We start from the raw sequence: 23,355 nt of genomic DNA, 5'->3' as shown, positions 1-23,355 counted from the left end.
GATGGTAGAAGATGAGCATCACACCAAGCACGTCCCGCAGTGGAAAACGGATGAAATCGAAAATATTAAAGAACTCATCCGGACACACAATATTTTCGGAATGGTGGGGATTGAAGGAATCCTTGCCTCCCAGATCCAGAAGATGCGGAGAAACTTAAAAGACGTTGCCGTGCTCAAGGTTTCCAGAAACTCTCTCGTCGAGCGTGCTCTGGATGAACTCGGAGAAGAAATCCCCGAAATGAAGGATTTCATTGACAAGCAGACGGCCCTTATCTTCACAAATGAAAACCCTTTCAAGCTTTACAAGTTGCTTGAAGGTACAAAGACGCCTTCTCCAATAAAAGGAGGCGCAATTGCCCCTCTCGACATCATTGTTAAGAAAGGCCCGACCAGTTTCCCGCCAGGCCCTATCCTGGGTGAATTCCAGAGCGCAGGAATTCCTGCCATAATTGAGGCAGGGAAAGTCGCGGTCAAGGATACAAAGGTTGTCTGTAAGGAAGGCGAAGTAGTCCCTCAAAAGCTTGCCACGATGCTGTCCAAGCTTGAGATCTACCCCCTCATAGTGGGACTGGACTTAAGAGCGGTCTACGAAACCGGGACAATTTATCAGCCTGATGTCCTCGCAGTCGATGAAAGCAAATACGTTGCAGACATCATCAGGGCAACTCAGAACGCTTTCAACTTATCTGTCAACGCAGCCTACCCGACTACTGCAACAATCAGCACTCTGCTGGCAAAAGCCTTTGCGGAAGCAAAGAACCTGGGTGTCAATGCTGTTGTGCTTGAACCGGGAGTCATGGACATTTTGCTGGCAAAGGCCCACGGAGAGATGACTTCAGTTGCATCCACAGCCGCTGACAGGAACGCAGATGCAGTGGACGACGAGCTAAGAGAAGTTCTTCTCGGAGCCGCAGCCGCAAGCGCAGCCGCAGTCACATCCGCAGCAGTTGAAGAGAAGGAAGAAGAAGTAGAAGAAGAGGAAGAATCCGAAGAAGACGGCATGGCCGGTCTTGGAGCCCTTTTCGGATAATCATTTTACATTTACAATTAATTTAGGTGATCAAAATGGAATACATATACGCAGCACTCTTATTGCACAACGCAGGTAAAGCCCTCACAGAAGAAGCGATCACTGCAGTCCTTGTGGCAGCAGGTACCGAAGTTAACGAATCCAGAGTAAAAGCCCTCATCTCAGCCCTTGATGGCGTGGACATCGAAGAAGCCATCGCACAGGCAGCATTCGCAGCCCCCGCAGCAGCAGCCGCAGCAGCACCCGCTGAAGCAGCAGCAGAAGCAGTTGTCGAAGAAGAGGAAGAGGAAGACAACGAAGAAGAAGGCATGGCCGGTCTCGGCGCCCTTTTCGGATAAATTTGATTCCTTTTGTCTGCCTCAGGGCGGACAACCTTTTTTTTTGATTATGACAACTTGTTGAAAATTCTTATACTCATATATATCAACCTTTTTTTCACCTTATGGTCGTTTCTGAACCTCCAGACCGACGGGTATAAACGACCGCAGAAAAAACAGGGTAAAGATCATCATGTCCCGATTCGACCCCCTCCTCGCGGCCAGAGCCCTCTGGCAAATCCGAGTTAAAAAACGCCCTTTTGTCCTCTCCCACGGAGTGAACGCCCGCTGCAATATGCGTTGCAGTTTCTGTGAATACTGGAAGGAAACAGGCCCAGATCCAGCTCAAGAAGAGGTTTTTAAGCTTCTGGAGGATGCCAGAGCTTTTGGCATCGGAGTCTACAACGCCTGGACCACGGAACCTCTCCTCAGAAAGGACCTGCCCGAAATCATGGCCCATGCCAAAAAACTGGGTATGATTACCTCGATGGTCACAAACGGCAAACTCCTTTACAAAAGAGCTGAGGAGCTGAAGGATGTGGACTTCCTCTCGGTTTCCGTGGATGGAATCAAGAACTATGAAGAAATCCGGAAGATGAAATTCGAAACCCTGCTGAAAGGCATAAAGAAGGCCCGGGATGTCCGGCAAGAGCAGAAGAAGAAAAACCCCATCCTCATGAACTGCGTCCTCAGCGGAAAAAACCTGGACGACATCGAGGGCCTGATAGAACTTGCAAAGGAGATGGGCGTTAAAATCTCCTTTGAGCCCGTGCACGAATTTACGGGGATAGATGACGAGACCTGGAACGAATTCGGAATCCGGGACAAAGAAAAGTTTAGAAGGGTCGTTAACAGAATAATCGAAATGAAAAAAGAGGGCTATCCGATTATCAACTCCAAGACCTACCTGCGCATGGTCAGGGACAGGGACATGAATTATAAATGTCGGGCCAGCGGGGTTATAATAAACGTCACCCACGACGGAACGGCCGAGGCCTGCCGGGTGCAGCACGAGCCGCTCGGAAATGTGATGAGGGACGGGTTTGAAATGGTCTGGAAAGAATCGGCAGGCCGGCGGGAGGAACTTGTCAAGAACTGTGAGGGGTGCCTTTTTTTCGGGTATGCGGAAAACAGTCTGATGCAGAATTTTAAGCCTGAAGTTTTGATGTGTTATGAGTGGATGTGAAAGCAGGGTATTAGGCCCGGCGGCTTCGCACGCTTTGGGCCATCGGGCTTCGCCAAAGAATTACCTGCATCCACGGCAGTAGTAAAGTGGTAAAGTAGAAAGTAGTTACAATTTCCTCAGAAGACGGAAGCCAACGTTGAAGTTGCGCTCCCTGGGGTCGTCCCTGCTGCGGGCCGCCGACCGGCAGCCCCTAGCGTTGCTGTCCCAGTCGCCGCCCCGGAACACACGGTCGGAGCTATTGCCATCTTCCCATACACTACCATCAGAAGGAGCACCTTCATAATTATCATGATATTTGTCCTGAACCCATTCCCAGACATTACCGTGCATATCATAGAGGTTCCAGGGATTGGGTTTCTTCTGGCCAACTGGGTGAGTACCTTTATTTTTAATATAATCTTTATCCTCATTCCATTCTTCAAGTGTCTCATAACCGCTATACCAGGCATAGTCCTCAAGTTTTGACTCATCATCACCAAAGGAATATCTGGTGGTTGTACCTGCCCTGCAGGCATATTCCCATTCAGCTTCGGAAGGCAAACGGTACTTATGAGTACCTTCCATTCCATTGAGTTTTTTGATGAAGTCCTGAACGTCATTCCAGGAAATATTTTCTACAGGCCGATCATCTCCTTCTAAAATGGAAGGATTACTACCCATAACGTTTTCCCACTGCTTCTGAGTAACCGGGTATTTACCAAGGTAAAAAGGATTTTTAATGGTTACATTATGTACAGAACCTTCAGAATAATATACAGCTTCTTCATCTTTAGGTGACCCCATCATGAAATTTCCTGCAGGGATTGGCATGAACTCTATTCCACCTACATTAATAGGTGAAAGTCCGGTATCAGGATTTACAACCACAGGTGAAATCTGCAACAACTTGCTAAAATCAAGACCTGAAAAGATATATTCGGCTTTATTTTCTGAGGGGTTACCTTCTTCCACACAGCCATATCTCAATAAATTCGTCAACCTTTCATCTTTGGTCCACTTCTCCAGTTTTTCATTTTCATTTTCTGGCTTCAATGACTTCAATGCGTAATCCTGTAACTGGTCAAGAAGTGTTAGGTCTGAACCAAGATCTGAAATCAGAGAGGGCCACTTCATGCTTATTGCCACGAATTTTGCAAGTTTTTTACAATTCCACATATACTCATTATCCGTGTTCGTATCATAAGAAAAAAGACCCGTTCTTTTTCCTATAGTTCTCTGAAAACGGAACAGATTAATGAACTGCTTCATACGACGAGGGTTTCTATCAAGAGCGGGAACAATCATTTCCAGAATGTTATCAAGTTCTTTTGGGTCTTCACAATCAGAATCATTTTCTAACGGCTCCGGAACTTCTGTTTCTTCCTCTGGAGGTCCATCAGGGATTGTTTCCTCAGATTTGATACTTCTGATAGGTTCTGATTGGTCGTTTTCTTTATCAGACTGTGAACTGGAGTGAGGAGCTTTAAGATTACTCGATGAATTCACAGATAGGTCAGAGGCTTTGGAGGAACTTTCCTGTTCATGTTGAGGGTTTAGAAGTTTCTTAAAATCTTCATTTGTGGGACTTGGCACTTTAAAAGGGAGCTGGATAAATTTTTCAATGAAATCATAACCGTATTTAAGTCCGTCCACACCCAAATACGGAAGAATATTTTCATTCCTTGCAGCAAGCCCCGCAGAAATAACTTTTCTGTCCATGCCTATGGAAAAATAAACATTAGATTTATCCGAGATCATGAGGTTTAACGCCTGCATGAGTTCAGCAGCTTTTGGGACTTCACACCGATCGAGGTCATCAATAAAAACATAGACTTTCGAATCCCCTACATAGGACTTGATTATTTGGTTGAAATCGGAATGAAAATGCTCTCTGAAAGGGATACGTTCTTTGTAATTCGTATTTGACTCAAGTTTTTTCAGACCAAAAGGGTCTCTAAACAAATCTATAAACCACTTTTCGGTAGAAAAATAATTCATGAGACCCACAAGTGGAGTTAAAATCAGAACAACATTAGCGAAGTTTTCGATTACTTTATTCTCTATAAAGAAAGGTAAAGGCATTCCCAGATAATGCAAAACATAAGTAATAATCAGAGACAAAAATAAAAAAACAAGAACGAAAGAAAGAATGCTCCAATAAAAATGAACAAAAATTAGAAAATTACTTTTAAGTTTAAGTTTATACCTTAAGTAAAATAATTCAAGTCTTGAATGTTGTAGAGGTTTCCATGAAAGCTGTTTCGATAACTCATCCATAAAATTAAGTGCAAAAGCAGCCCATAACTCGTCTTCTTTTTCATATCTCCAGCAGTTGAACCATACTGTGAAATATTTTTTTCGTGTTGATTCGGGGCCATTCCCTTCCTCGATTTTATCACTCAATTGTTTCATGAAAGAAGATTTACCGCAACCCCACTGGCCTTCAATAGAAAGAGTGATCGGAGCTAGCGTATCCTCGTCAGTAAGAAACTCTGCGATAGCCTCGACGTAAGGTTTGAATCCAAGTGAATCTTTACCAGTTGCAACGTCGTTAAAATATTTCGACGTCAAGTTCGACTTCTCATCTACCAAAAGAATTTAGCTCCATTTTCAATCAATTTCCTGAACAGGTCCCACATGAATTAATGCGGAATGTAATATACACCTTAGGTCTTTAGGAATGTCAACACTACTTAATATATTAATTCAAGCTGTATAAATATATATTGAAATTTCCTGAAAAACACGAGAGCCGTAAACTGGTATTTACGGCCCATTCTTCAACCCTGTTCAAAAACCATCATGCAAAAGGAAAATTATAAGTGTAAAAACTAGTTAAATTTGACTATATTTAAATACAACTAATAACTTATTCCGCCCCCGGCCCCAGAATATTCCTCTTTACCCAGAGCCTGAAAACATTATCCGTGATCTCATACAAACCTCCTTCCGGCCTCCTGACGGTCATTGTTCCATAAAGGCCCCGCATGGATGTGGTAAGGGATGAGGCCGGCGTGTTCATGTCGAGAGCTATCTGGCTGAGACGCTTTTGTTTTTCTGAGGAGAGAGATCTCAAAACCTTTCTTTGTTGATCGCTGAAGTTTAGGTAGCGGGCCTCGAATTCGCTGTCGAATTCTTCAAGCATTGCGGCAAAAACTCTTTCCACGTCTTTAGCTTTAATTCGGGTTTTTTCTTCAAGGAGAGCGTCCTGGTAGAGCAGGGCTCCTAATTTCTGGAAGTAAAAGGGGAAGCCTCCGGTCAGCTCCTGGATATTTTCAAGGGCATGTTCCGAGATATCTATATGCTTTGTTGCGAGCCGGCTTTTGATATATTTTTTAAGATCATCTTCCTTTATCGGTTTGAGTTCGGTTTTGACGGCCGTGAGGTAGAGAGGGGAATCAGGCTTTAAGAAAACCTTTTGCATGAAGGATATGGATGAGCCTGAAAAAATGTATCTGACTTCAGGAGGCATGTACATCCGGCTTTTCACCGTATTGAAGATGCTGCCGTTAAACCGGCGGAGTTCCTGAAATTCGTCAAAAGCGATTATTAAGGGCTCTTTTTTTTCCTGAGAGAAGCTTTCAATGAAGTCAAAGGTTTCCGGAATCAGGTCTTTTTCCTCTATTTCGTTGTCCCTGAATTTGAGGTAAACGTTTCCAACATGTTCTATGCTGCCTCCGATTTCTGCAAGAGAGCCGGAAGCTACCGTGATTTTATCCCTGAAAATTCCGGCAAATTTTTGAGCGAGGCCTTTAATACTGTGTTTTTCTGCGTGGGCTTCTACCAGGGCCTGAGTCGTTACCCTGAAAAAATCGGAAAGATCGGTCATTTCCCGGCAGTTGACCGGGACAAAAAGGATTTCTTTTTCCACGGCCGATTTGAAGTTTTTGAGGAGAGTTGTTTTTCCTATTCTGCGCGGGCCAAAGATTACACTGATCTGGGCCTCTTCCAGAATATCCAGTGTCAGCTTTTTAATTTCTAGCTCCCTTCCGATAAAATACGGAGGCTCGGTTTCTCCACCAACCATGAACACTTTTTCGGCCATATATTATAGTTAAATTTGAATGCATTTAGATTTAACTAAGAATTTATTAGTTTATTTCGACTAATTATTTATTAGTTGATTATGACTATAAACAACATGCGGCCCAATAATTAACCCTGTATTCCACTTCAGCTAGCCCGATCAGATAAGGTACATGCGGGTGAATATGAACCTCGGAACACTGGCCGCTTTATTAAATACGTTTCTAAATTTGTGAGGTTTAACCACACAAAAAAACGAGACGCCAGAAGAATTTATGAGAAGATTGTCAACATGGATATTTTTGTCAGAAGGTTGGTTGAAGGAGGAAAAAACTATCCGAAAAGCATGAGAAGGTAAAAAGAGAAGTTATCAACTCTGGCCAAGGTTTCAAAGATGTTGATTTAATAGGTCGCTTGCTTGTGAAAACGTGTAGAACCTAAGAATCAATAATCAAAAAAAATATCTGTGGGGAAAGCAAGGATCTAAAAAGAATATATTTTAGAACTTATATTTTTCATTCAGGTTGTAATATTAATTAAAAATTTGGAGTAATTTTGGGACAATTCATATAAAAAAGATTTTATTCAGTGAGTACGTTCAATTAAACCGTTAAAAGTAAAAATATAAGTCTAAAAATATAGTATATAATGGAAGGAAAATCATATGTTGACTCAATTTGGGCACGTTGAAGTAATAGAATCCATTGAAGTAGATTTTGATGATAGCCTGTGCGGTGTTCTGCTCAAAAATGAGTCTCAGGAATTTGAAGACGGTATTATAGGAAAAATCTTCATCCAGGACTTGGTAAAAGGAGTAGTGACGCTCTGATGCCTGCCTTCGTCGCCAATGGCCCTGACATCCCTGAAAATCTATTAGAAGCACAAGAAGAAGGAAGAATCGTCTTTTTTTGTGGTGCCGGAATTTCCTACCCTGCGGGCCTTCCCGGTTTCAAAGGTTTAGTTGATAATATATATGAAAACCTTGGCACTACGCCCACTCCCACAGAACAGCAAACTTATAACAAAAAACAGTTTGACACAACATTAGATCTATTGGAACGACGTCACCCCGGAAAGCGTATTGCGGTAAGAACAGCATTAAATACTGTTCTCACTCTATCACAGATTGAAGATGACTCTACAATAACACACAAAGCCCTGATTCAATTAGCTACTAATCGCAAGGGTAAAGTCCGGCTAGTTACAACTAACTTTGACAGACTTTTTCAACATGTAATTACAAAAGACAAATTAGACATTACAAGTTATTCTGCACCTTTTTTACCCATTCCCAAAAAAAGCCGTTGGGATGGAATTGTGTATCTTCACGGGTTGTTACCTGATTCTCTTGATGAAACTGAACTTAATCGGCTTGTTTTAACTAGCGGGGATTTTGGTCTGGCCTACCTCACTGAACGATGGGCATCTCGTTTTATAACCGAGCTGTTTCGACATTACATAGTTTGCTTTATTGGATATGGGATCAACGATCCGGTCTTGCGCTACATGATGGATGCACTTGCAGCAGATGAATTACTTGGTGAAACCCGGCCTGAAGCCTTTGCCTTTGCAAGTTATCAGAATGGAGTACGAGAACAGGCAAAGATTGAATGGGAAGCGAAAGGTGTCATCCCACTGCTCTATGAGGTGCCTGCTGGCACGCATGATCACTCTGCACTTCACAGGACTCTAAAAGAGTGGGCTGATACCTACCACGACGGTGTGCAGGGAAAAGAGATGATAATCTCACAGCATGCAAGCACCCCACCACTGACTTCATCACGAACAGATTATGCAGTCGGTAGAGTACTCTGGGCACTAACAGATGATTTGGCAGCGAAACACTTTGCCAATCTGAATCCCGTCCCCCCATTAGAATGGTTGGGGCCGCTCTCAGAGAAGCAGTTTGAACATCGAGATTTATCACGTTTTGGGGTTACTGCTAACAGCGTTGAAGATAAGGATTTACGTTTCAGTATATTTCACCGTCCAGCACCATATACACATTCATCGTGGATGTGCATTGTTGATAATGGAGCACAATATTGCACCCGTGACGATGTAATTTTTCACTTGTCTCGTTGGCTCACTCGACATCTTGGTGATCCTAAACTAATTATTTGGCTTGCTAGTTACGGTGATCGTTTGCATGAAAGATTCGTCCATCAAATTTGTAATCGATTAGATAAATTAGATCGTCTTGCAAACGGGGAACAGGATGAAATTAATAGTATCATTGCAGATGCACCAAATGCCATTCCCAGCCCACCAATGAGATCTCTATGGGAGATCTTTATGGCTGGACGGATTAAATTACACTCAACCTATAGTTTACATAATTGTGTAAACCGTATCAAAAGAAATGGGCTGACATTTTTTTTGCGTATGGAACTGCGTGAAAATCTGGCACCTCGGGTAGTCTTGAGAGCATCTTCTCATTTAGTTGAGAATGCGCATATCCCATCAGAGCCAGTTCATATTAAAGATTTAGTTAACTGGGACCTTGTATTACAAAGTGATGAAGTGCATTCTTTGATAGATGATTGGTCAAAAGATCAGAATTACCAGAAAGTTTTGCCAGACCTTTTGCAAGATTTCACTTTGTTGTTGCGTGATGCATTGGATTTGGTACGGGAATTAGGCGATGCGAATGACAAAAGAGATTCGTCTTATGTATATCAACCTTCCATCAGCGAACACCCTCAAAATAGCAATCATTATGATTGGACGGCTCTGATTAAACTTACCAGAGATGCATGGCTGGCAACTGCGCAAAGTGATTCTAAAAAGGCTAGATATGCCGCTGAAGGCTGGTGGCAACAATCTTATCCAGTGTTTAAGCGTTTAGCTTTATTTGCTGCTTCACATGATGAAGTGATTTCACAGCGGCAGGCACTTGACTGGTTACTGGGAGATAATTGCTGGTGGCTGTGGTCAATAGAGACACGACGCGAGGCAATACGCCTATTAGTCTCTTTGGCACCAAAACTGGTTTCTTCAGAGGTTTCTGAACTGGAGCGGGCTATTCTGGTAGGACCACCACATGAGATGTTCAAAGCAGACTTTGAGGATGAAAAGTGGGAACGTATTATTAATCGGATGGTATGGTTGCGTCTTGCAAAATTTCAGGCGGCTGGTGGGGAATGGGGTGAGCGAGCCAATGCCAAATTGGATAAATTGAATCAAGAATCTCCAAATTGGACACTGGCCGAAGACGAGAGAGACGAGTTTTCATCCTGGATAGGGAGCAGTGATGATTGGCATAAATTATCTCTCACACCACAAGACTGCTCGGGACTGATTGAATGGCTCAAGGAACACGAAACTCCTGATCATTGGGAAGAAGATGACTGGAGGCAGCGTTGTCGCAATGACTTCTCTAATACATCTTGTGCTCTGTGTGAGCTATCTAAAAAAGATATATGGATTATTGGACGTTGGAAACAGGCACTTTTGGTTTGGTCAGAAGACGATACTAAAAATGAACCTAATAACAATAAATCTTGGAACAAACTGGCCCCCATTCTAAACAATGCTTCAAATGAGATAATACAATCACTCGCTCATGAGCTTAGTTGGTGGCTACGGGCAATTGCCAAGACTTTTGAATGCCATGACGAAATTTACTTTAATCTTTGCCATCGCATTCTTGAACAAGATTACCCAGATGAAGAGAATTCGGATGATCCTGTTATGCGGGCCATTAACCAGCCTGTGGGCATCGTAACAGATGCACTGCTAAAATGGTGGTATCGGAAATTAGAAAATGATCAATCCTTACCAGAAGGACTCAAAATTACTTTTATGGATTTATGCAACATACAAATAAACAAATTTAGGCATGGCCGAGTCTTACTGGCTTCACATGTTATATCACTTTACAGAATAGATCCGAATTGGACTAAGGAATACCTTCTGCCTTTGTTTGACTGGAGTTTATTAACTGAGGCTCCTGTGGTCTGGGAAGGCTTTTTGTGGTCTCCACGCTTGTACCGGCCGCTTCTGGAAGATATAAAGGAACCTCTTTTGGAGGGAGCAAAGCACTATCAGGAACTCGGCAAGCATGCAGGGCAGTTCGCAGCTTTTTTGACATATGTAGCTCTTGATCCTGGCGACATTTTTACAACTGAAGAATTGTCCAATGCGACTAAATGTTTACCAAAAGAAGGACTCGAAAGAACAGCTCAAACATTAGTAACTGCTCTTGTAAGTGCACAGGACCGTCGGGGTGAATACTGGGATAATCGCTTGATTCCATATCTTCACTCTATTTGGCCAAAGGACATCAGTCTAATAACACCTATAATATCAGAAAGTTTTGCACTATTGTGTTTGGCTGCTGATGAATCATTTCCAGAAGCATTACAAAAATTGGAGTCCTGGATAAAGCCATCGCAAAGTCCACAGATTCTATTTGATCGCATGGATAAAAATCAGATTTGTACGAAGTTTTCGAAAGAAGCGCTCAACTTTTTGGATTTGGTTGTTAGCGATGATGCACATTGGCTTTCAGGAGATTTCCAGAAATGCTTGGATGTCATTGAACAAAAGAATCAGCAACTTATCAGTGATCCTCGTTTTGTTCGCTTAACTACTTTAGCTAGGAGGCATGATATTTAAAAATAAAATGGAAATTTTATAGGCTCTTCGCCGTTTTCTGTGGGTAAGATGGAATTCAATTCAGGACCGTATTGGTTTTTGCAAGGGATAGCCACTCAAAAAAGCGAGGTTCCATTTTCATCTTTTGTGGCTCTTAAGTGTCCATCGTAGAAAGTAGCTATATGCAACACGTCAAAAAAGTGATATATATAAGATTATGTAAAGTTGTTGTATAGTCCTGAGCGGATTCGAACCGCTGTCCCGGGCTCCAAAGGCCCGAAGGATTGACCACTACCCTACAGGACTGCGTTTGAATACTTTCCTCTATAGTTTTATTATGGTACTTATTTCTTATGCTTACCGGAACTCTGGCCGCCGGCCGGATATTTGCTTTTTTTGAGCTTTTCGTCCCGTATTACGTTCTTTTTTCAGTATAATTTAGAAATCCGGGCCTGTTTTTATTTTTTGATTCCTCAGGCTGGCCCCATAAACGAAATCGGCCCCATCTCCTCTCTTTTATATAAACACTGTTTCCGCAGGCCGGTTTCAAGCCCGGGTGTTTGGGAAATCGTTCATGTGGAAGGGGCGCAGAGCTTATATATTGAGAATGTAATGCACGCAGATCCATGATTTCAGGTCCTGCTCTTTCTTCCGTGGCCGATGCTTTTGACTTTTCGGTCCTGGTGCTGCTCGCCGTCTTCGGGCTGACGGCCCTCCGGCAGGTCGGGTCTTTGAGGCTTCAGATCTGGCAGATAATGTTCGGGGGAGCCCTGGCCGTCCTGCTTTCCGGAAAAATCGGGGTTTGGGAGGCGCTGAAGGCCGTGGACCCGGACGTGATGCTTTTTCTCTTCGGGATGTTCGTGGTCGGGGAGGGGTTAAACCGGAGCGGTTACCTTGGAGTGCTTGCGGGAAAACTGCTTGGAAGGGCCCGGACTGTGGACGGGCTTGTCCTGCTGCTGATCTTTTCGGCCGGGGGGCTTTCGGCTCTCCTTATGAATGATACTGTGGCTATCATGGGGACACCCCTTGTGCTGGAGCTTTCGAGGCGCTACCGGCTTTCCCCGAAACTGCTCCTGCTGGCTCTGGCCTTTGGGGTTACCACCGGAAGCGTCATGAGTCCCATAGGAAACCCGCAGAACCTGCTCGTAGCCGTGCAAAGCGGGTTTGAAAACCCATTTCTGGCCTTTTTCCGCTATCTCGGGGCTGCCACGCTCCTGAACCTTTTTGTGGTTTACCTGGTGCTCAGGCTCGGCTTTGCGTCGGAATTCCGGAAAGGGCCACTTGAGCCTTTCAAGGCTGAAATTGCGGACCCCGAACTGGCCCTGGTCTCAAAGCTCTCGCTCCTGCTCCTCCTGGGGCTGATCGCCTGCAAGATTGGACTGCTCTCCCTGGCCCCGGAGCTGGATTTCAGGCTGACCTGGATAGCTCTCCTTGCCTCGCTTCCGGTCCTCCTGAACAGGCGGAGAATAGAGGTCCTGCAAAAGCTTGACTGGCAGACCCTTGTTTTCTTCGCTTCCATGTTCGTGCTCATGCAGAGCGTCTGGGACTCGGGCTTTTTCCAGGGCCTTCTTGCAGTCTCCGGCTTTGACCCAACAGCTCTTTCCACGATTTTCCTCCTGAGCATAGGGCTGAGCCAGCTTATCTCCAACGTGCCGTTCGTGGCCCTCTACCTTCCTACAATGGAAGCTATCGGAGCTTCTAAGGCCCAGGCCCTGGCGCTGGCTGCCGGAAGCACTATTGCAGGGAATTTTACGGTTCTTGGGGCTGCAAGCAACGTTATTATCGTCCAGAATGCAGAAAAAAAGGGTTTTAAGCTCTCTTTTTTAGATTTCATCCGTTATGGTTTGATTATAACTGTTTTAAATACATTTATATATCTATTTTTGCTTAATAGATTTTTATTATCAGGTAGAATCTGATATCTATAGAGTATAACCCATTTTTTAGCCATAATAAAGGAAAATAAGGGTTTAAATTTGAAATTAATCCACTTAAATGATTTATTTAGGTAAAAAAACCTCCTAATCGCTTTAAATATCGTTAAAAATTCATAAAAGTTCTTAAAATTTCATAAAAATCCTTAAAAATCCCTTAAATTCAATCCTGTAACTCTTCGGAAAACAAGCAAAATACATCATATTTTCGGAAGATATCAAATCATGAGCCAGAGAATACGCCAGAAAACAGGCCCGCAGGCAAAGCGGGTAGGCAGCCCGGGCACGGTCTCAGGACCGGCTCTCCAGGCTGGGGTAGAAATGGAAACGAAAAGAGCCTGTGGGGCAGAAATGACTCATTCAGGCTCAGGCCTCATCGGACAAAAGCTCAGGGGACAGAAGGGTGCAGACCGGAAAAATAGTCTGGGCCCGGTGCCCGACCTTGAGGCGCATGTGGAGTCAAACTGGTGGCAAAAGATCTTCAATTCTCTTTACCTGAAGACCGATGCCGATGTGCTGGATGACCCGGAAATCTCAGCCCTGGAAGTCGAGCTTTTCACAAAAATCCTGAAACTTTCCCCCGAAGAGAATGTACTTGACCTCTGCTGCGGGCAGGGCAGGCACGCCCTGGAACTTGCTCGCAGGGGTTTCTCTCATGTGGAAGGGTATGACAACTCAGCCTACCTTCTCCGGAAAGCCAGAGCCAGGGCCAGTAAGGCGGGCCTTTCGGTCAACTTCAGACAGGGAGACGCAAGGAATCTGCCTTACGAACCCGCTTCCTTTGACGCTGTAACGCTGCTTGGCAACAGTTTTGGCTACTTCGATTCCGAAAGCCAGGACCTGCAGCTCCTCACAGAAATCCACAGGGTGCTCAAACCCGGAGGTCGCCTGCTTGTGGACGTTGCGGACGGGGACTACCTGAAAAGCAATTTCCAGCCCCGTTCCTGGGAATGGGTGGACGGCAAGCATTTCGTCTGCCGGGAACGTGCCCTTTCCAGAGACGGAGCCCGCCTGATCTCCAGAGAGGTCATCAGCCATGTAAAAAAAGGGGTAGTGGCCGACCAGTTCTATGCCGAGCGGCTCTATAGCGAAAAAAGCCTTGCGTCCCTTCTTCAGGCGGCAGGCTTCAAAGAGCCGGCTTTTCACGGAGACTACTCGCCCGAATCCCAAAAAAACCAGGACCTGGGCATGATGGGCAGGAGAATCCTTGTCTCGGCCCGGGTCGAAAAACCCCTGCCTTCGTCAGCACTTCCTAAAAGGATCGATAACGTTGTCGTGCTCCTGGGCGATCCCCGCAGAGGGGACATGGTGAGGCCTGACTGTGTCTTTGACGAGGACGACTTCGAAACCATTGACCGGCTCAAAGCCGCTCTTGCCGAAATACCGGGGGTGCATTTCACCTACCTGGACTGTCACGAAACCCTCATCGAGGACCTGAAAGCCGGAGCCGGAGAAATTGACCTCGTCCTGAACCTCTGCGACGAGGGCTTTGAGAACGACCCCCTCAAAGAGCTCCACGTCCCGGCCCTCCTTGACAAACTTAAAATTCCCTATACCGGAGCTGGCCCCCGCTGTCTTGCCTTCTGCTACGACAAATCCCTGGTCCGGGGAGTGGCAAGGGAAATGGAAATACCTGTGGCAAGGGCCCTCTTCCTGAACTCCGGAGAAAATTCCCGGGGCACGGCTCCCTGCATCCCCTTCGGTTTTCCCGTAATCGTGAAACCCAACTCAGGAGACTCGAGTTTCGGAATCACACAGAAGAGCGTTGCCCATTCCGCAGAAGAACTCGCCACCGCCCTCGCGACTCTCCGGGAGCAGATGGGGCCCGAGGGGTCTCTGCTTGTGGAAGAGTTTCTCCCGGGCAAGGACGTAAGTGTCGGAGTCATAGGCAATTCCTCCTCCTGCACCGTACTTCCCATCACGGAAGAGGACTATTCTGAAGTTCCCGAGACCCTCCCGAGGCTCTGCGGCTACGAGGCAAAATGGCTGCCTGATTCCCCTTACTGGAAGATCCGGTCTGTTCCCGCAGGGCTAGCCGGGGAAACCGAAAAAGAAATTATCAGGCATTCCCTTGCCCTCTTTTCCAGACTTGAATGCAGGGACTATGCCCGCTTTGACTGGAGACTGGACTCCGAAGGCCGGCCCCGCCTGCTCGAAGCAAACCCGAACCCTGGCTGGTGCTGGGACGGGCACCTTGCGAAAATGGCCGCCTACGACGGGATGACCTATCCCGAGATGCTCAAAGCCATACTGGAAGCTGCGGAAAAAAGGTTGTGGCCCGAAGCTCTTTCAGGGGAATCAGAAATCAAAAAAGAAACAGTTGAGTTTCAGGCCTTTTCCGGAAATTCCGGGGGAGAGGTCCGGGTAACCTGAACCCCGAAATAAATTCGGTAAAAAAAGCAGATAAAGTTACAGCCTTCAAAAGGCTGTAAATTCTTTTTTATTTTATTATTTTTGGATAATAACGGTCACAATATCCTCGTCTTCCAGATAGTGATCCAATCCGAGCCGCTGCCCGGGGTGTTTTGCCGAAGGTCCCCAGACCTGGGCGTAACGGAACTTCCTGCGGAAATCACGGTGCAGGCGATCACAGATGTCACCTATGGTCGTGCCGTCCATAACGATCATGGGCTCTTCCATATCGGCGGCCTGGCCCTGAGGCTTTAAGTAAACCCGGATGAAGCCCAGGCGGTCGTAAATTGATTCTTTAAAGGTCTCGATGTTAATCCCCAGGTGAGCGGACATGTAAATCGCACCCGGGTACATTTTCTTACATTCATTGATTAACTCGGGGTAGGCCAGGTCCACCTTGTTCACGGCAATCAGGGAACTGACGTAGCTCCTGTTCCCGATGACGACGTCGATCAACTGGTCAACTGTGATATTTTCCCTGATAAGGACATGGGCATTGTGGATCTTGTACTCGTCCAGAACGGCCTTGATAGTTTCCTCGTCCAGGTCAAGCTCGACTGTCGAATTAATCTCGACTCCGCCCCTGTCCCTTTTCTTGACTACGACATCAGGAGGGACCTGGTCGACCCTTATCCCGGCCTGGTAGAGTTCATCCATCAATACATCGTAGTGCTTGGGCTGAAAAACGTCGAGCAGGAAAACGACCATGTCAGAGTTCCTGATAACCGCAATGACCTCTTTGCCGCGCCCCCGACCGGATGCCGCTCCTTTCACAAGCCCGGGCACGTCCAGAAACTGGATAATTGCGCCTTTATATTCAAGCACGCCGGGAACCACAGTAAGCGTCGTGAAAGCATAAGCTGCCACTTCGGATTTGGCTCCGGTAACCTGGTTTAAGAGAGTAGATTTACCCACCGACGGAAAACCCACAAGGGTCACGGTCCCGTCTCCGGACTTCTTGACCGAATACCCTTCCCCACCGCCTTTTGCAGAAGCCTTTTTCTCAATTTCGTCCCGTATGCGAGCCATTTTGGCTTTCAGCCTGCCTATGTGATGGGACGTGGCTTTGTTGTACTGGGTCTTTCGGATTTCGTCTTCGATTTCCTGTAATTGCTCCTGTATGCTGCTCATCTGGAACCTGCCGATTAAGTGAAAAATATTGTGAATAAGGGGTAAGTAGAATAATTCCGGACAATTCTGAATAATCAGGATAATATTGGATAAAATATGTGGATCTAAACTTCCTGATGTCTTTTTGTCAAAACAGATTCGTTAATCTGGATTTTTTATGCAGATAGTTTCATGAAATATATATAGCTATGGAATTTTTAACAGATCATGGATTTTCAACTCACTTATATTACTTAATAAATATAATAGTATTTATACCTTCTGAAAGGCCAGGCAATTCCCAAAAAAGAGGAAATCAGGGAAGTTATGATGATGAAATAAATGAAGGAAATGAAGGAAGCCCCAGGATTTTTTTACCCGGGGCCTGTTTTTTCACCTGCTTCCTCCCTGAAATCCTTTTTAAAACTCGATTCTTTCCCCGGTCCTTTCATAAACCCTCATCCCCCCCGGTAACCCGGCCACAAACTCTTTCGAGGAAAGAGCCTCCAGAAATTTTAGACCTTCCGGCGTATCGATGACTTCCTTCCGGATCAGGAAATCGTAGTCTTCTTCCGCAAATTTTAGGAATTTCAACCCCGCATTTTCAGCACAGGCCCGGGTCCCGACTCCTGCGTCGGCTTTACCCTCCTTAACAGGATCACAGATTGCCAACTCGGATTTTGCCCCCGAGCTGTACCCCTTAATAGAATCCGTGAATTCCCTGCGGCTCAGGCCCTTTTCAGCGGCAAGTTTGGCTAGTTTCAGGTCCAGAAGAGTCCTTGTCCCCGAACCCCGGTTCCTGTTGATAAGCCGCTTTCCGGAAAGGTCCTCAAGCCCCGAAATTTCACTATCATGGGACACGATCAGGCCCTGTTCCCGCCGGTACCCTTTCACAAGCACGACTCCAGACAGGTTCATGCCCTCAATTGTGGGGATATTATAGAGGATTTCTTTTTCAACTTCTCTTTTTTCAACTTCTCTTTTTTCCTCACTTCCTTTCCCCTCATTTCCTCCAACCAGAGACGGCATGTTAACCCCCGCAAGGTCGGCAGTCCCGGCCGAGACGGAAGAAAAGCCCCCGCTTGAGCCCGTGGAAAGCACCCTCAGGGAAAGCCCGCTCAGGTCTTCGAGCAGGTCCAGGCCCGGGCAACACCCTCCGCTTATCAGGAGGTCGGGCCTTTGCACGGCTCCGAAAAGGGTCACCTCAACTGGGGTTCCGGCCTCGATAAATTCGGTTTCCGGAGGAATTTCTATAAAGCCATCCGCGCCCGCAAGGGAGGTGATCGCTCCTGAACCCCTGTCCGCAGGATACACTTTTCCCCGGACCAGGCCCACCGGCAAAAGCTGCTGCCGGCCTTCGGAGCGGAAGTTCGTGCCCATAATTCCGCTTTCTATCATTTTAAGTTCACTTTCGGCCCCCAGGGCTTTTCTGAGGTATGGGGCTACAAACTCGTTGAAGATCATGAGGGACGAAGTCGGGTTTCCGGGAAGCCCGATAATCGGCACTCCCTGTATAAACCCGATAACAACAGGTTTTCCGGGCTTGATATTGATCCCGTGGGCAAGCATCTCTCCCATTTCCCCGATAAGCCGATACATAACGTCCCCGGCTCCCGCAGAGGTGCTGCCCGAGGTAAGGATAAGAGAACATTCGGTGGCCGCAGCCTCCAGCAGCTTTTTCATGGCCACTTCGTTGTCTCCCACAATCCCGTAAAGCCGGGCTTTTCCCCCGCATTCCTCAATTCCTGCCTGAAGGGTATAGGAGTTTGCATCGTAGATCTGTCCGAAAGAAAGTTTTCCTCCGGGCCGGACCAGTTCGTCTCCCGTGGAGATTATTCCCACCGAAAACTCAAGAATCGGAACCTCCTTCTTTCCTATTGAGGCCAGCACCCCTATTTCCCGGGTCCCGAGTTTTCTGCCCTTCCGAAGCACCCTTTCTCCTTTCAGGATGTCGGACCCCGCTTTCATTATGTTTTCCCCAATGGCCACGGGATGATAGATGAGCACCTGCCCGTTTTCTGAACCACGTTTGGAATCACTTTCGGAACCAAGCGCCGTGTCTTCGACTTTTACGACCGCATTGGCCCCGTCTGGAATGGGGGCTCCGGTCGCGATTTCCACGGTTTCCCCGGCCAGGACCGTGTACTTTTTCCCGGAACCAGCTGCAATTTCTCCTATGAGTCTGAGGCCTGCCGGATTGGTTTCGCTGCAGGCGTAGGTATTTTCGGCCTTTACGGCGTACCCGTCCATGATGGCCCTGGAAAAAGGAGGGACGTTTATTTCCGTTATGATGTCTTCCGCAAGCACTTTTCCGAGGGCGTTTTCAAGCCCTGTTGTTTTCCATGAGGGCGTTGCCGGAAGCCCGTTTATTATTCTTCTCGCCTCTTCTACCTGGACGAGTTCCCTGAATTCTTTGCGCTCCATTTTATTTTCCATATTACCTGGTCCAAGTTTCTTTCTGGCATTCAAGATGATTTTTTAAGCTTAATATCGTTTTCCCGGTTCCGGATTTTTAAAAAATTTTAAAAAAGGCCGTCCGCTTCGTGGTCGGTGAGGGAGCAGGAATCTGAAAATCAATAAAATATGGCTTGCCGGATATGGTGAGATGTCATAAAAAAAAGGGGTGCGGGATAGCAGTCCCGCATTCGTTTTTCAGATCGTTTTTCAGAATTGTTTTTAGACCGGTTTCTCAGACCTGCTCGTTTATTCGTAGATGGGGGTCCCGCTGTTCTGGGTGATTTCGGTGAAGGCCTGGATGAGCTTCTTTGTGATGGGGCCAGGCTTTCCGGTCCCGATGATCCTGCCGTCTACTTTAACCAGGGGAGCGCCCTCGGCTGCGGTCCCGGTAACAATGAGTTCGTCGGCAGTGTAGAGGTCAAAGAGCCCCAGGTTTGTTTCGACAACTCCGTAACCCATTTCCCCAAGGAGTTCAATGGCCGTGGCCCGGGTGATGCCTTTGAGGTTGTTGATGGTGTAGGGAGTATAGATTTTTTCGTTCTTAACAATGAAGATATTGTCTCCGGACCCTTCGGACAGGAAACCGTTCTGGTCAAGGAAAATGGCCTCGTCTCCACCTTTCTCGTTGGCCTCGATTTTTGCGAGGATGTTGTTGAGGTAGTTCAGGGACTTGATATTCGGGGAAAGGGCATCAGGGGCATTTCTCCGGACGGCGACGCTGACTCCGGTCAGGCCAACTTCGTAGAGGTCCCCGTACATTGCGCCCCAGCCCTGAGCGATCACGATGATGGTGGGCCTTTCACACTTGCGGGGGTCAAGTCCGAGGTCTCCGTTGCCTCTGGAAACGATAGGGCGGATGTAGGCGTCCCGTAAGTTGTTCCTGCGTAAAGTCTCAAGGATGGCTTCACTCATCTCCTCTTTGGAAAGGGGGATGTCCATTGCGATTGCCTTTGCGGAATCATAGAGCCTGTCAACGTGCTCCTTTAACTTGAAGACCCTGCCGTTGTATGCCCTGATACCTTCAAACACCCCATCACCGTAGAGGAAACCGTGGTCGTAAACTGAAACCTTTGCCTCGGACTGGGGGAAGTATTCACCATTTATGTAGATCTGGAATTCACTCATGTACAAACCATCTTCTCTTATTCTTTATAATAGGTAAGATTCTGTGCGCCTTATTTTATGAATCGAAAATTTCCGAAATATTTAAATATGTCCCTTTGAGCTTCTTTTTAATATAACTTATGATTTGTCCAGAGGCTCAAAAACCGCTTCAAAAACCCGGTTACAGGATGAGTATGGGTATTTTCTGTAAAACTTTTGGACGTTTCCGGATACATACTGAATATATATTACAATTCCGCTTAAACATAAATATTTTGAATTTCATCCGGGTTTATTCGTTCCCATACAAAAGGCTTTTATCTTAGAACGGTTATTTCGTACTCTCGTAGGTAAATCATTTACCTCGAACAGCTTCATTATCGCAATGTGCGAGAAGTGTAATGTGGGCTCGTGGCTTAGCCAGGATATAGCGCCGGGCTTCTAACCCGGACGTCGAGGGTTCGAATCCCTTCGGGCCCGCCATACTCCTTTTTCCGAATCATCTTTTCTGAGAATTATCTTTTACGAATATCATCTTTTCCAAATATCATCCTTTTTGGGTTTTCCAAAGCTCATTTTTCAGGGAAATTTTAGAAAAAAACGGTAGTACAGGTGCTGAGCTTTGCTTTCCGTTAAGGAATGGGTCAAATATAATATCAAGTATTTTTGTTTACCATTTATTAACCACGGAAAACACGGAAACCGGCCTGCGGCCGGTGAGTAAGTTGGATCTTTATGCAATAGGATTCAAAAAATACCCTGGATTCTTTAAAGATGACTAAAAAATGCCGGAAAAACCTTAATTGTCGTCTTAAGACATTCTTTTTCTGTGTATTCCATGCCCGAGTTCCGCTTCGGGATCGCAGTAAATCAAAGATTTACTGGGAGTTGCACTGCAAGTGCAACAGCAAGAAGTCTGTTTCACTCGTTTCACTCGCTCAAGCAGACTAAAATATTTTCCGTGTGTTCCGTGTGTTCCGTGGTTTGAATGCACACACCAAACACCCCTTCACACAAAAACATAACATGTATGAGTATGAAGCAACTCCTGAAATAAAACCTGAAGTTATATTTTCACCATTCCTAAGGTTAAAAAAAGGGAAAAGAGGAGTCCCGAAAAAGCAATCGTAGAGAGTGCTAAGAGGGAGCTAAAAAAGGCAGCAGGTTTTACTTCCTGTTCCTGAGGAACAGCCAGGCCCCTGTTGCGGTAAAGACTACCGGCCAGAAGAATTTGTTAACCCACCAGAACATTTCAAATACGTGGAATCTGTCGAGGAAAAGGAAGATCCCGATTATCAGGAGAGCTGCCCCGAGCAGCCGCATCCGTTTAGATTTCACTTCCCGGCCTGTTCCTTCGTTCCTTTCCCTTCTTCCCTCAAAACCGCTCATATTCTGGGCCATTTCCACATCTTCTCCCTGGGGCATAATTACGGCGAGAACGATGTATATGACAATTCCAATCCCGCTAAAAAATGTCAGGACCACAAAGGCAAGCCTTACAATCGTGGGGTCAATATCGAAGTATTCGCCTATTCCTCCGCAAACCCCTTCAAGGATTTTATTTTTACGGCTCTTCGTAAGGCGGCGCTCCATGGAGAAGATAGGGATTTCTTCCTCCTGCTTTCCGCTTTTTTCTCCTTCATTCTCTTCCGTGCCGGTTTTAGCTTCGGTTTCAGCTCCCGTCCCTGTTTCGGCCTCATCTCCAGTCTTTTTTCCCGTCCCGGTTTCAGGTTCCTCTTCCACTGTTTCCTCTCCTGCTCCAGTTTTCTTCTTGCTTTCTTCTTCGTTTTCGGGCCCGGTGTCCGGGAAAGTTTCCTCTCCATCTCCCTCTTTTTTTTCCGATGGATCGCTTTTTTCTTGCATACTGTTAATTTCCCTTTCTGTTAATTTATCTTTAAGTGATCGTCCTCTCTTCATCATTTATTTTAAATTTTTTTCATATTTTCTCTCTGTTTCATTCAGAGCTTCTTCAATGGGAACACTTCGCACCTTCCCGTTCGTGCCGGTAAATCCCGTAGAGCATGAGGGGAAGAAGCAGCAGCGCAAAAAGGGTTTTTACACTTTCGGGTAGGACCTGGGCCGCGCTCCCGATGGTGGCACTTGCGCTGATCCCCATTTTCAGGTAGATATAGTCCAGAAAGAGCCCGGACCCAAGGGCGCAGAGGGAGATTACCGCAAGATAGAGGACCGCCGAACGTTTCCCGAGGAAGCGGGCAACAAGGGTAATGGTCGCGGCATTGGTTGCGGGGCCTGCGAGCAGAAAGACAAAAGCTGTCCCCGGACTCATGCCCTTTGCCACCAGGGCCGCGGCAAGCGGAGTCGAGGCGGTCGCACAGATGTAAAGCGGGATTCCCACGACAAGCATGAGCAGCATGGACCCTATTCCCCCGCTCAGATGGTCCTGAATAAGGGACTCGGGGACAGCGTAAGAGATCAGGCCCGCTATCAGGATGCCTATAAGGACCCATTTTGAGATGTCCCCCAGGAGGTCGATGTAGGCGTATTTCAGGCCTTCCATGATCCGTCCAATCGTGGTTTTCTCCCCGGCTTTATCCCCGCATCCGTCCCCCCTACTGCCTCTGTTTTCTCCACTTTCTTCTTTTTTCCCGTGTCCACAGCCGCAGGAACAGGGTCCGGTACTGGATGCGCCCTGTCCTGCAAGGGGGAGGGAAGAAACATTCAGAGGGATCTGTCCGAGAGGGCGGGTTTTGCTTTTCTCTTCTTCCGTTTTCCCGTCCTCCGTTTTCCTGTCCTCTTCTCCCAGCAGCAAGTTATCCGCAAGCCCCGCAAGAACGGCGGTCACAAGGGTTGCGATAGGCCGGAAGACCGTCATCAGGGGGTCGAGGAGAGCATAGGTGATTGCAATGGAATCAACCCCGGTCTGGGGGGTGGAGATCAAGAAAGAAAGCGTGGCTCCTCTGGATGCCCCTCTTTTTCGGAGGGAGATTGCAGCCGGAATTACCCCGCAGGAGCAGAGCGGAAGGGGAAGACCCGCAAGCGAGGCGTTTATGACGGACTTCACTTTTCCCGCGGAAGTTCCCAGGTATTCAACGATTTTCTGGTCCGGGACGAGCACGTTTAAAAGCCCCGCCACCCCGAAGCCGAAGACCAGGTAGGGGGCGGCTTCCGTGAAAATCTCCCAGGTCGCCTGCATGAGGCCTGCCAGCAGGCCCGGGGCCGCGGTGACAAATTCGGCCATTT

Annotated in this window: 14 protein-coding genes and 2 tRNA genes; 8 read left to right on the top strand and 8 right to left on the bottom strand. The window is 46.7% G+C overall.

The features are described from left to right. Window position 1 precedes the first annotated feature (1 nt). From ACZ5QV_RS08525 to ACZ5QV_RS08515, 3 genes are all read left to right on the top strand, one after another. Window positions 2-1,030 (top strand): 50S ribosomal protein L10, encoded by a 1,029-nt coding sequence (locus ACZ5QV_RS08525; RefSeq protein ID WP_464599419.1) that lies wholly within the window; start codon window positions 2-4, stop codon window positions 1,028-1,030. 35 nt (window positions 1,031-1,065) lie between these two features. Further along, window positions 1,066-1,368, top strand: coding sequence for a 50S ribosomal protein P1 (gene rpl12p, locus ACZ5QV_RS08520; protein ID WP_464599418.1), 303 nt, complete (start codon window positions 1,066-1,068; stop codon window positions 1,366-1,368). A 172-nt stretch (window positions 1,369-1,540) separates the two neighbouring features. After that, window positions 1,541-2,533, top strand: coding sequence for a radical SAM protein (locus ACZ5QV_RS08515; protein WP_464599417.1), 993 nt, complete (start codon window positions 1,541-1,543; stop codon window positions 2,531-2,533). Between the two features lie 105 nt (window positions 2,534-2,638). Here the strand turns inward: ACZ5QV_RS08515 and ACZ5QV_RS08510 are convergent, their stop codons facing one another. Together ACZ5QV_RS08510 and ACZ5QV_RS08505 are read right to left on the bottom strand one after the other, a co-directional pair. Next, window positions 2,639-5,104, bottom strand: a complete 2,466-nt coding sequence (locus tag ACZ5QV_RS08510; RefSeq protein WP_464599416.1) for an SUMF1/EgtB/PvdO family nonheme iron enzyme — start codon at window positions 5,102-5,104, stop codon at window positions 2,639-2,641. A gap of 277 nt (window positions 5,105-5,381) precedes the next feature. Continuing rightward, window positions 5,382-6,557 (bottom strand): AAA family ATPase, encoded by a 1,176-nt coding sequence (locus ACZ5QV_RS08505; RefSeq protein ID WP_464599415.1) that lies wholly within the window; start codon window positions 6,555-6,557, stop codon window positions 5,382-5,384. A gap of 645 nt (window positions 6,558-7,202) precedes the next feature. Between ACZ5QV_RS08505 and ACZ5QV_RS08500 the strand changes: the two genes are divergently transcribed. Then, window positions 7,203-7,367, top strand: a complete 165-nt coding sequence (locus ACZ5QV_RS08500; protein ID WP_464599414.1) for a hypothetical protein — start codon at window positions 7,203-7,205, stop codon at window positions 7,365-7,367. Continuing rightward, window positions 7,367-11,158: an anti-phage defense-associated sirtuin Dsr1 gene (dsr1, locus tag ACZ5QV_RS08495; RefSeq protein WP_464599413.1), complete on the top strand. Its 3,792-nt coding sequence runs from the start codon at window positions 7,367-7,369 to the stop codon at window positions 11,156-11,158. The genes ACZ5QV_RS08500 and dsr1 overlap by 1 nt, the downstream gene beginning before the upstream one ends. Before the next feature lie 212 nt (window positions 11,159-11,370). On the opposite strand, the gene ACZ5QV_RS08490 is transcribed toward dsr1, so the two are convergent. Next, window positions 11,371-11,443 (bottom strand) — tRNA-Gln (locus ACZ5QV_RS08490). Window positions 11,444-11,763: 320 nt separating this feature from the next. On the opposite strand from ACZ5QV_RS08490, the gene ACZ5QV_RS08485 reads away from it, so the two are divergent. Continuing rightward, on the top strand, window positions 11,764-13,056 hold the full coding sequence (locus tag ACZ5QV_RS08485) for an anion transporter (RefSeq protein WP_464599412.1): 1,293 nt from the start codon (window positions 11,764-11,766) through the stop codon (window positions 13,054-13,056). Window positions 13,057-13,296: 240 nt separating this feature from the next. Continuing rightward, complete coding sequence (locus ACZ5QV_RS08480) at window positions 13,297-15,444, top strand: methyltransferase domain-containing protein (protein WP_464599411.1); 2,148 nt, start codon at window positions 13,297-13,299, stop codon at window positions 15,442-15,444. 75 nt (window positions 15,445-15,519) lie between these two features. Here ACZ5QV_RS08480 and ACZ5QV_RS08475 read toward each other — a convergent pair whose 3' ends face one another. The 3 genes from ACZ5QV_RS08475 to ilvE all read right to left on the bottom strand — a co-directional run bounded on the left by ACZ5QV_RS08475 (window position 15,520) and on the right by ilvE (window position 20,175). After that, window positions 15,520-16,614 carry an OBG GTPase family GTP-binding protein gene (locus ACZ5QV_RS08475; RefSeq protein ID WP_464599410.1) on the bottom strand — a complete coding sequence of 365 codons (1,095 nt, stop codon included), beginning with the start codon at window positions 16,612-16,614 and terminating at the stop codon, window positions 15,520-15,522. A 399-nt stretch (window positions 16,615-17,013) separates the two neighbouring features. Beyond that, window positions 17,014-19,029 carry a molybdopterin biosynthesis protein gene (locus ACZ5QV_RS08470; RefSeq protein WP_464599409.1) on the bottom strand — a complete coding sequence of 672 codons (2,016 nt, stop codon included), beginning with the start codon at window positions 19,027-19,029 and terminating at the stop codon, window positions 17,014-17,016. Between the two features lie 267 nt (window positions 19,030-19,296). Next, window positions 19,297-20,175 (bottom strand): branched-chain-amino-acid transaminase, encoded by an 879-nt coding sequence (gene ilvE / locus ACZ5QV_RS08465; protein ID WP_464599408.1) that lies wholly within the window; start codon window positions 20,173-20,175, stop codon window positions 19,297-19,299. A gap of 384 nt (window positions 20,176-20,559) precedes the next feature. Here ilvE and ACZ5QV_RS08460 point away from each other — a divergent pair. Beyond that, window positions 20,560-20,637, top strand: a tRNA-Arg gene (locus tag ACZ5QV_RS08460). A gap of 684 nt (window positions 20,638-21,321) precedes the next feature. Here the strand turns inward: ACZ5QV_RS08460 and ACZ5QV_RS08455 are convergent. Continuing rightward, a complete protein-coding gene (locus ACZ5QV_RS08455; RefSeq protein ID WP_464599407.1) occupies window positions 21,322-22,017 on the bottom strand; it encodes a PspC domain-containing protein in 696 nt (231 codons plus the stop codon). 106 nt (window positions 22,018-22,123) lie between these two features. Further along, entirely contained in the window at window positions 22,124-23,353 is a 1,230-nt protein-coding gene (locus ACZ5QV_RS08450) for an SO_0444 family Cu/Zn efflux transporter (protein ID WP_464599406.1), read from the bottom strand. Window positions 23,354-23,355: the final 2 nt, after the last annotated feature.

This window comes from Methanosarcina baltica (assembly GCF_055394095.1).
The sequence above is the reverse complement of the archived record's forward strand: the minus strand, read 5'-3'. Positions and strand labels throughout refer to the sequence as shown.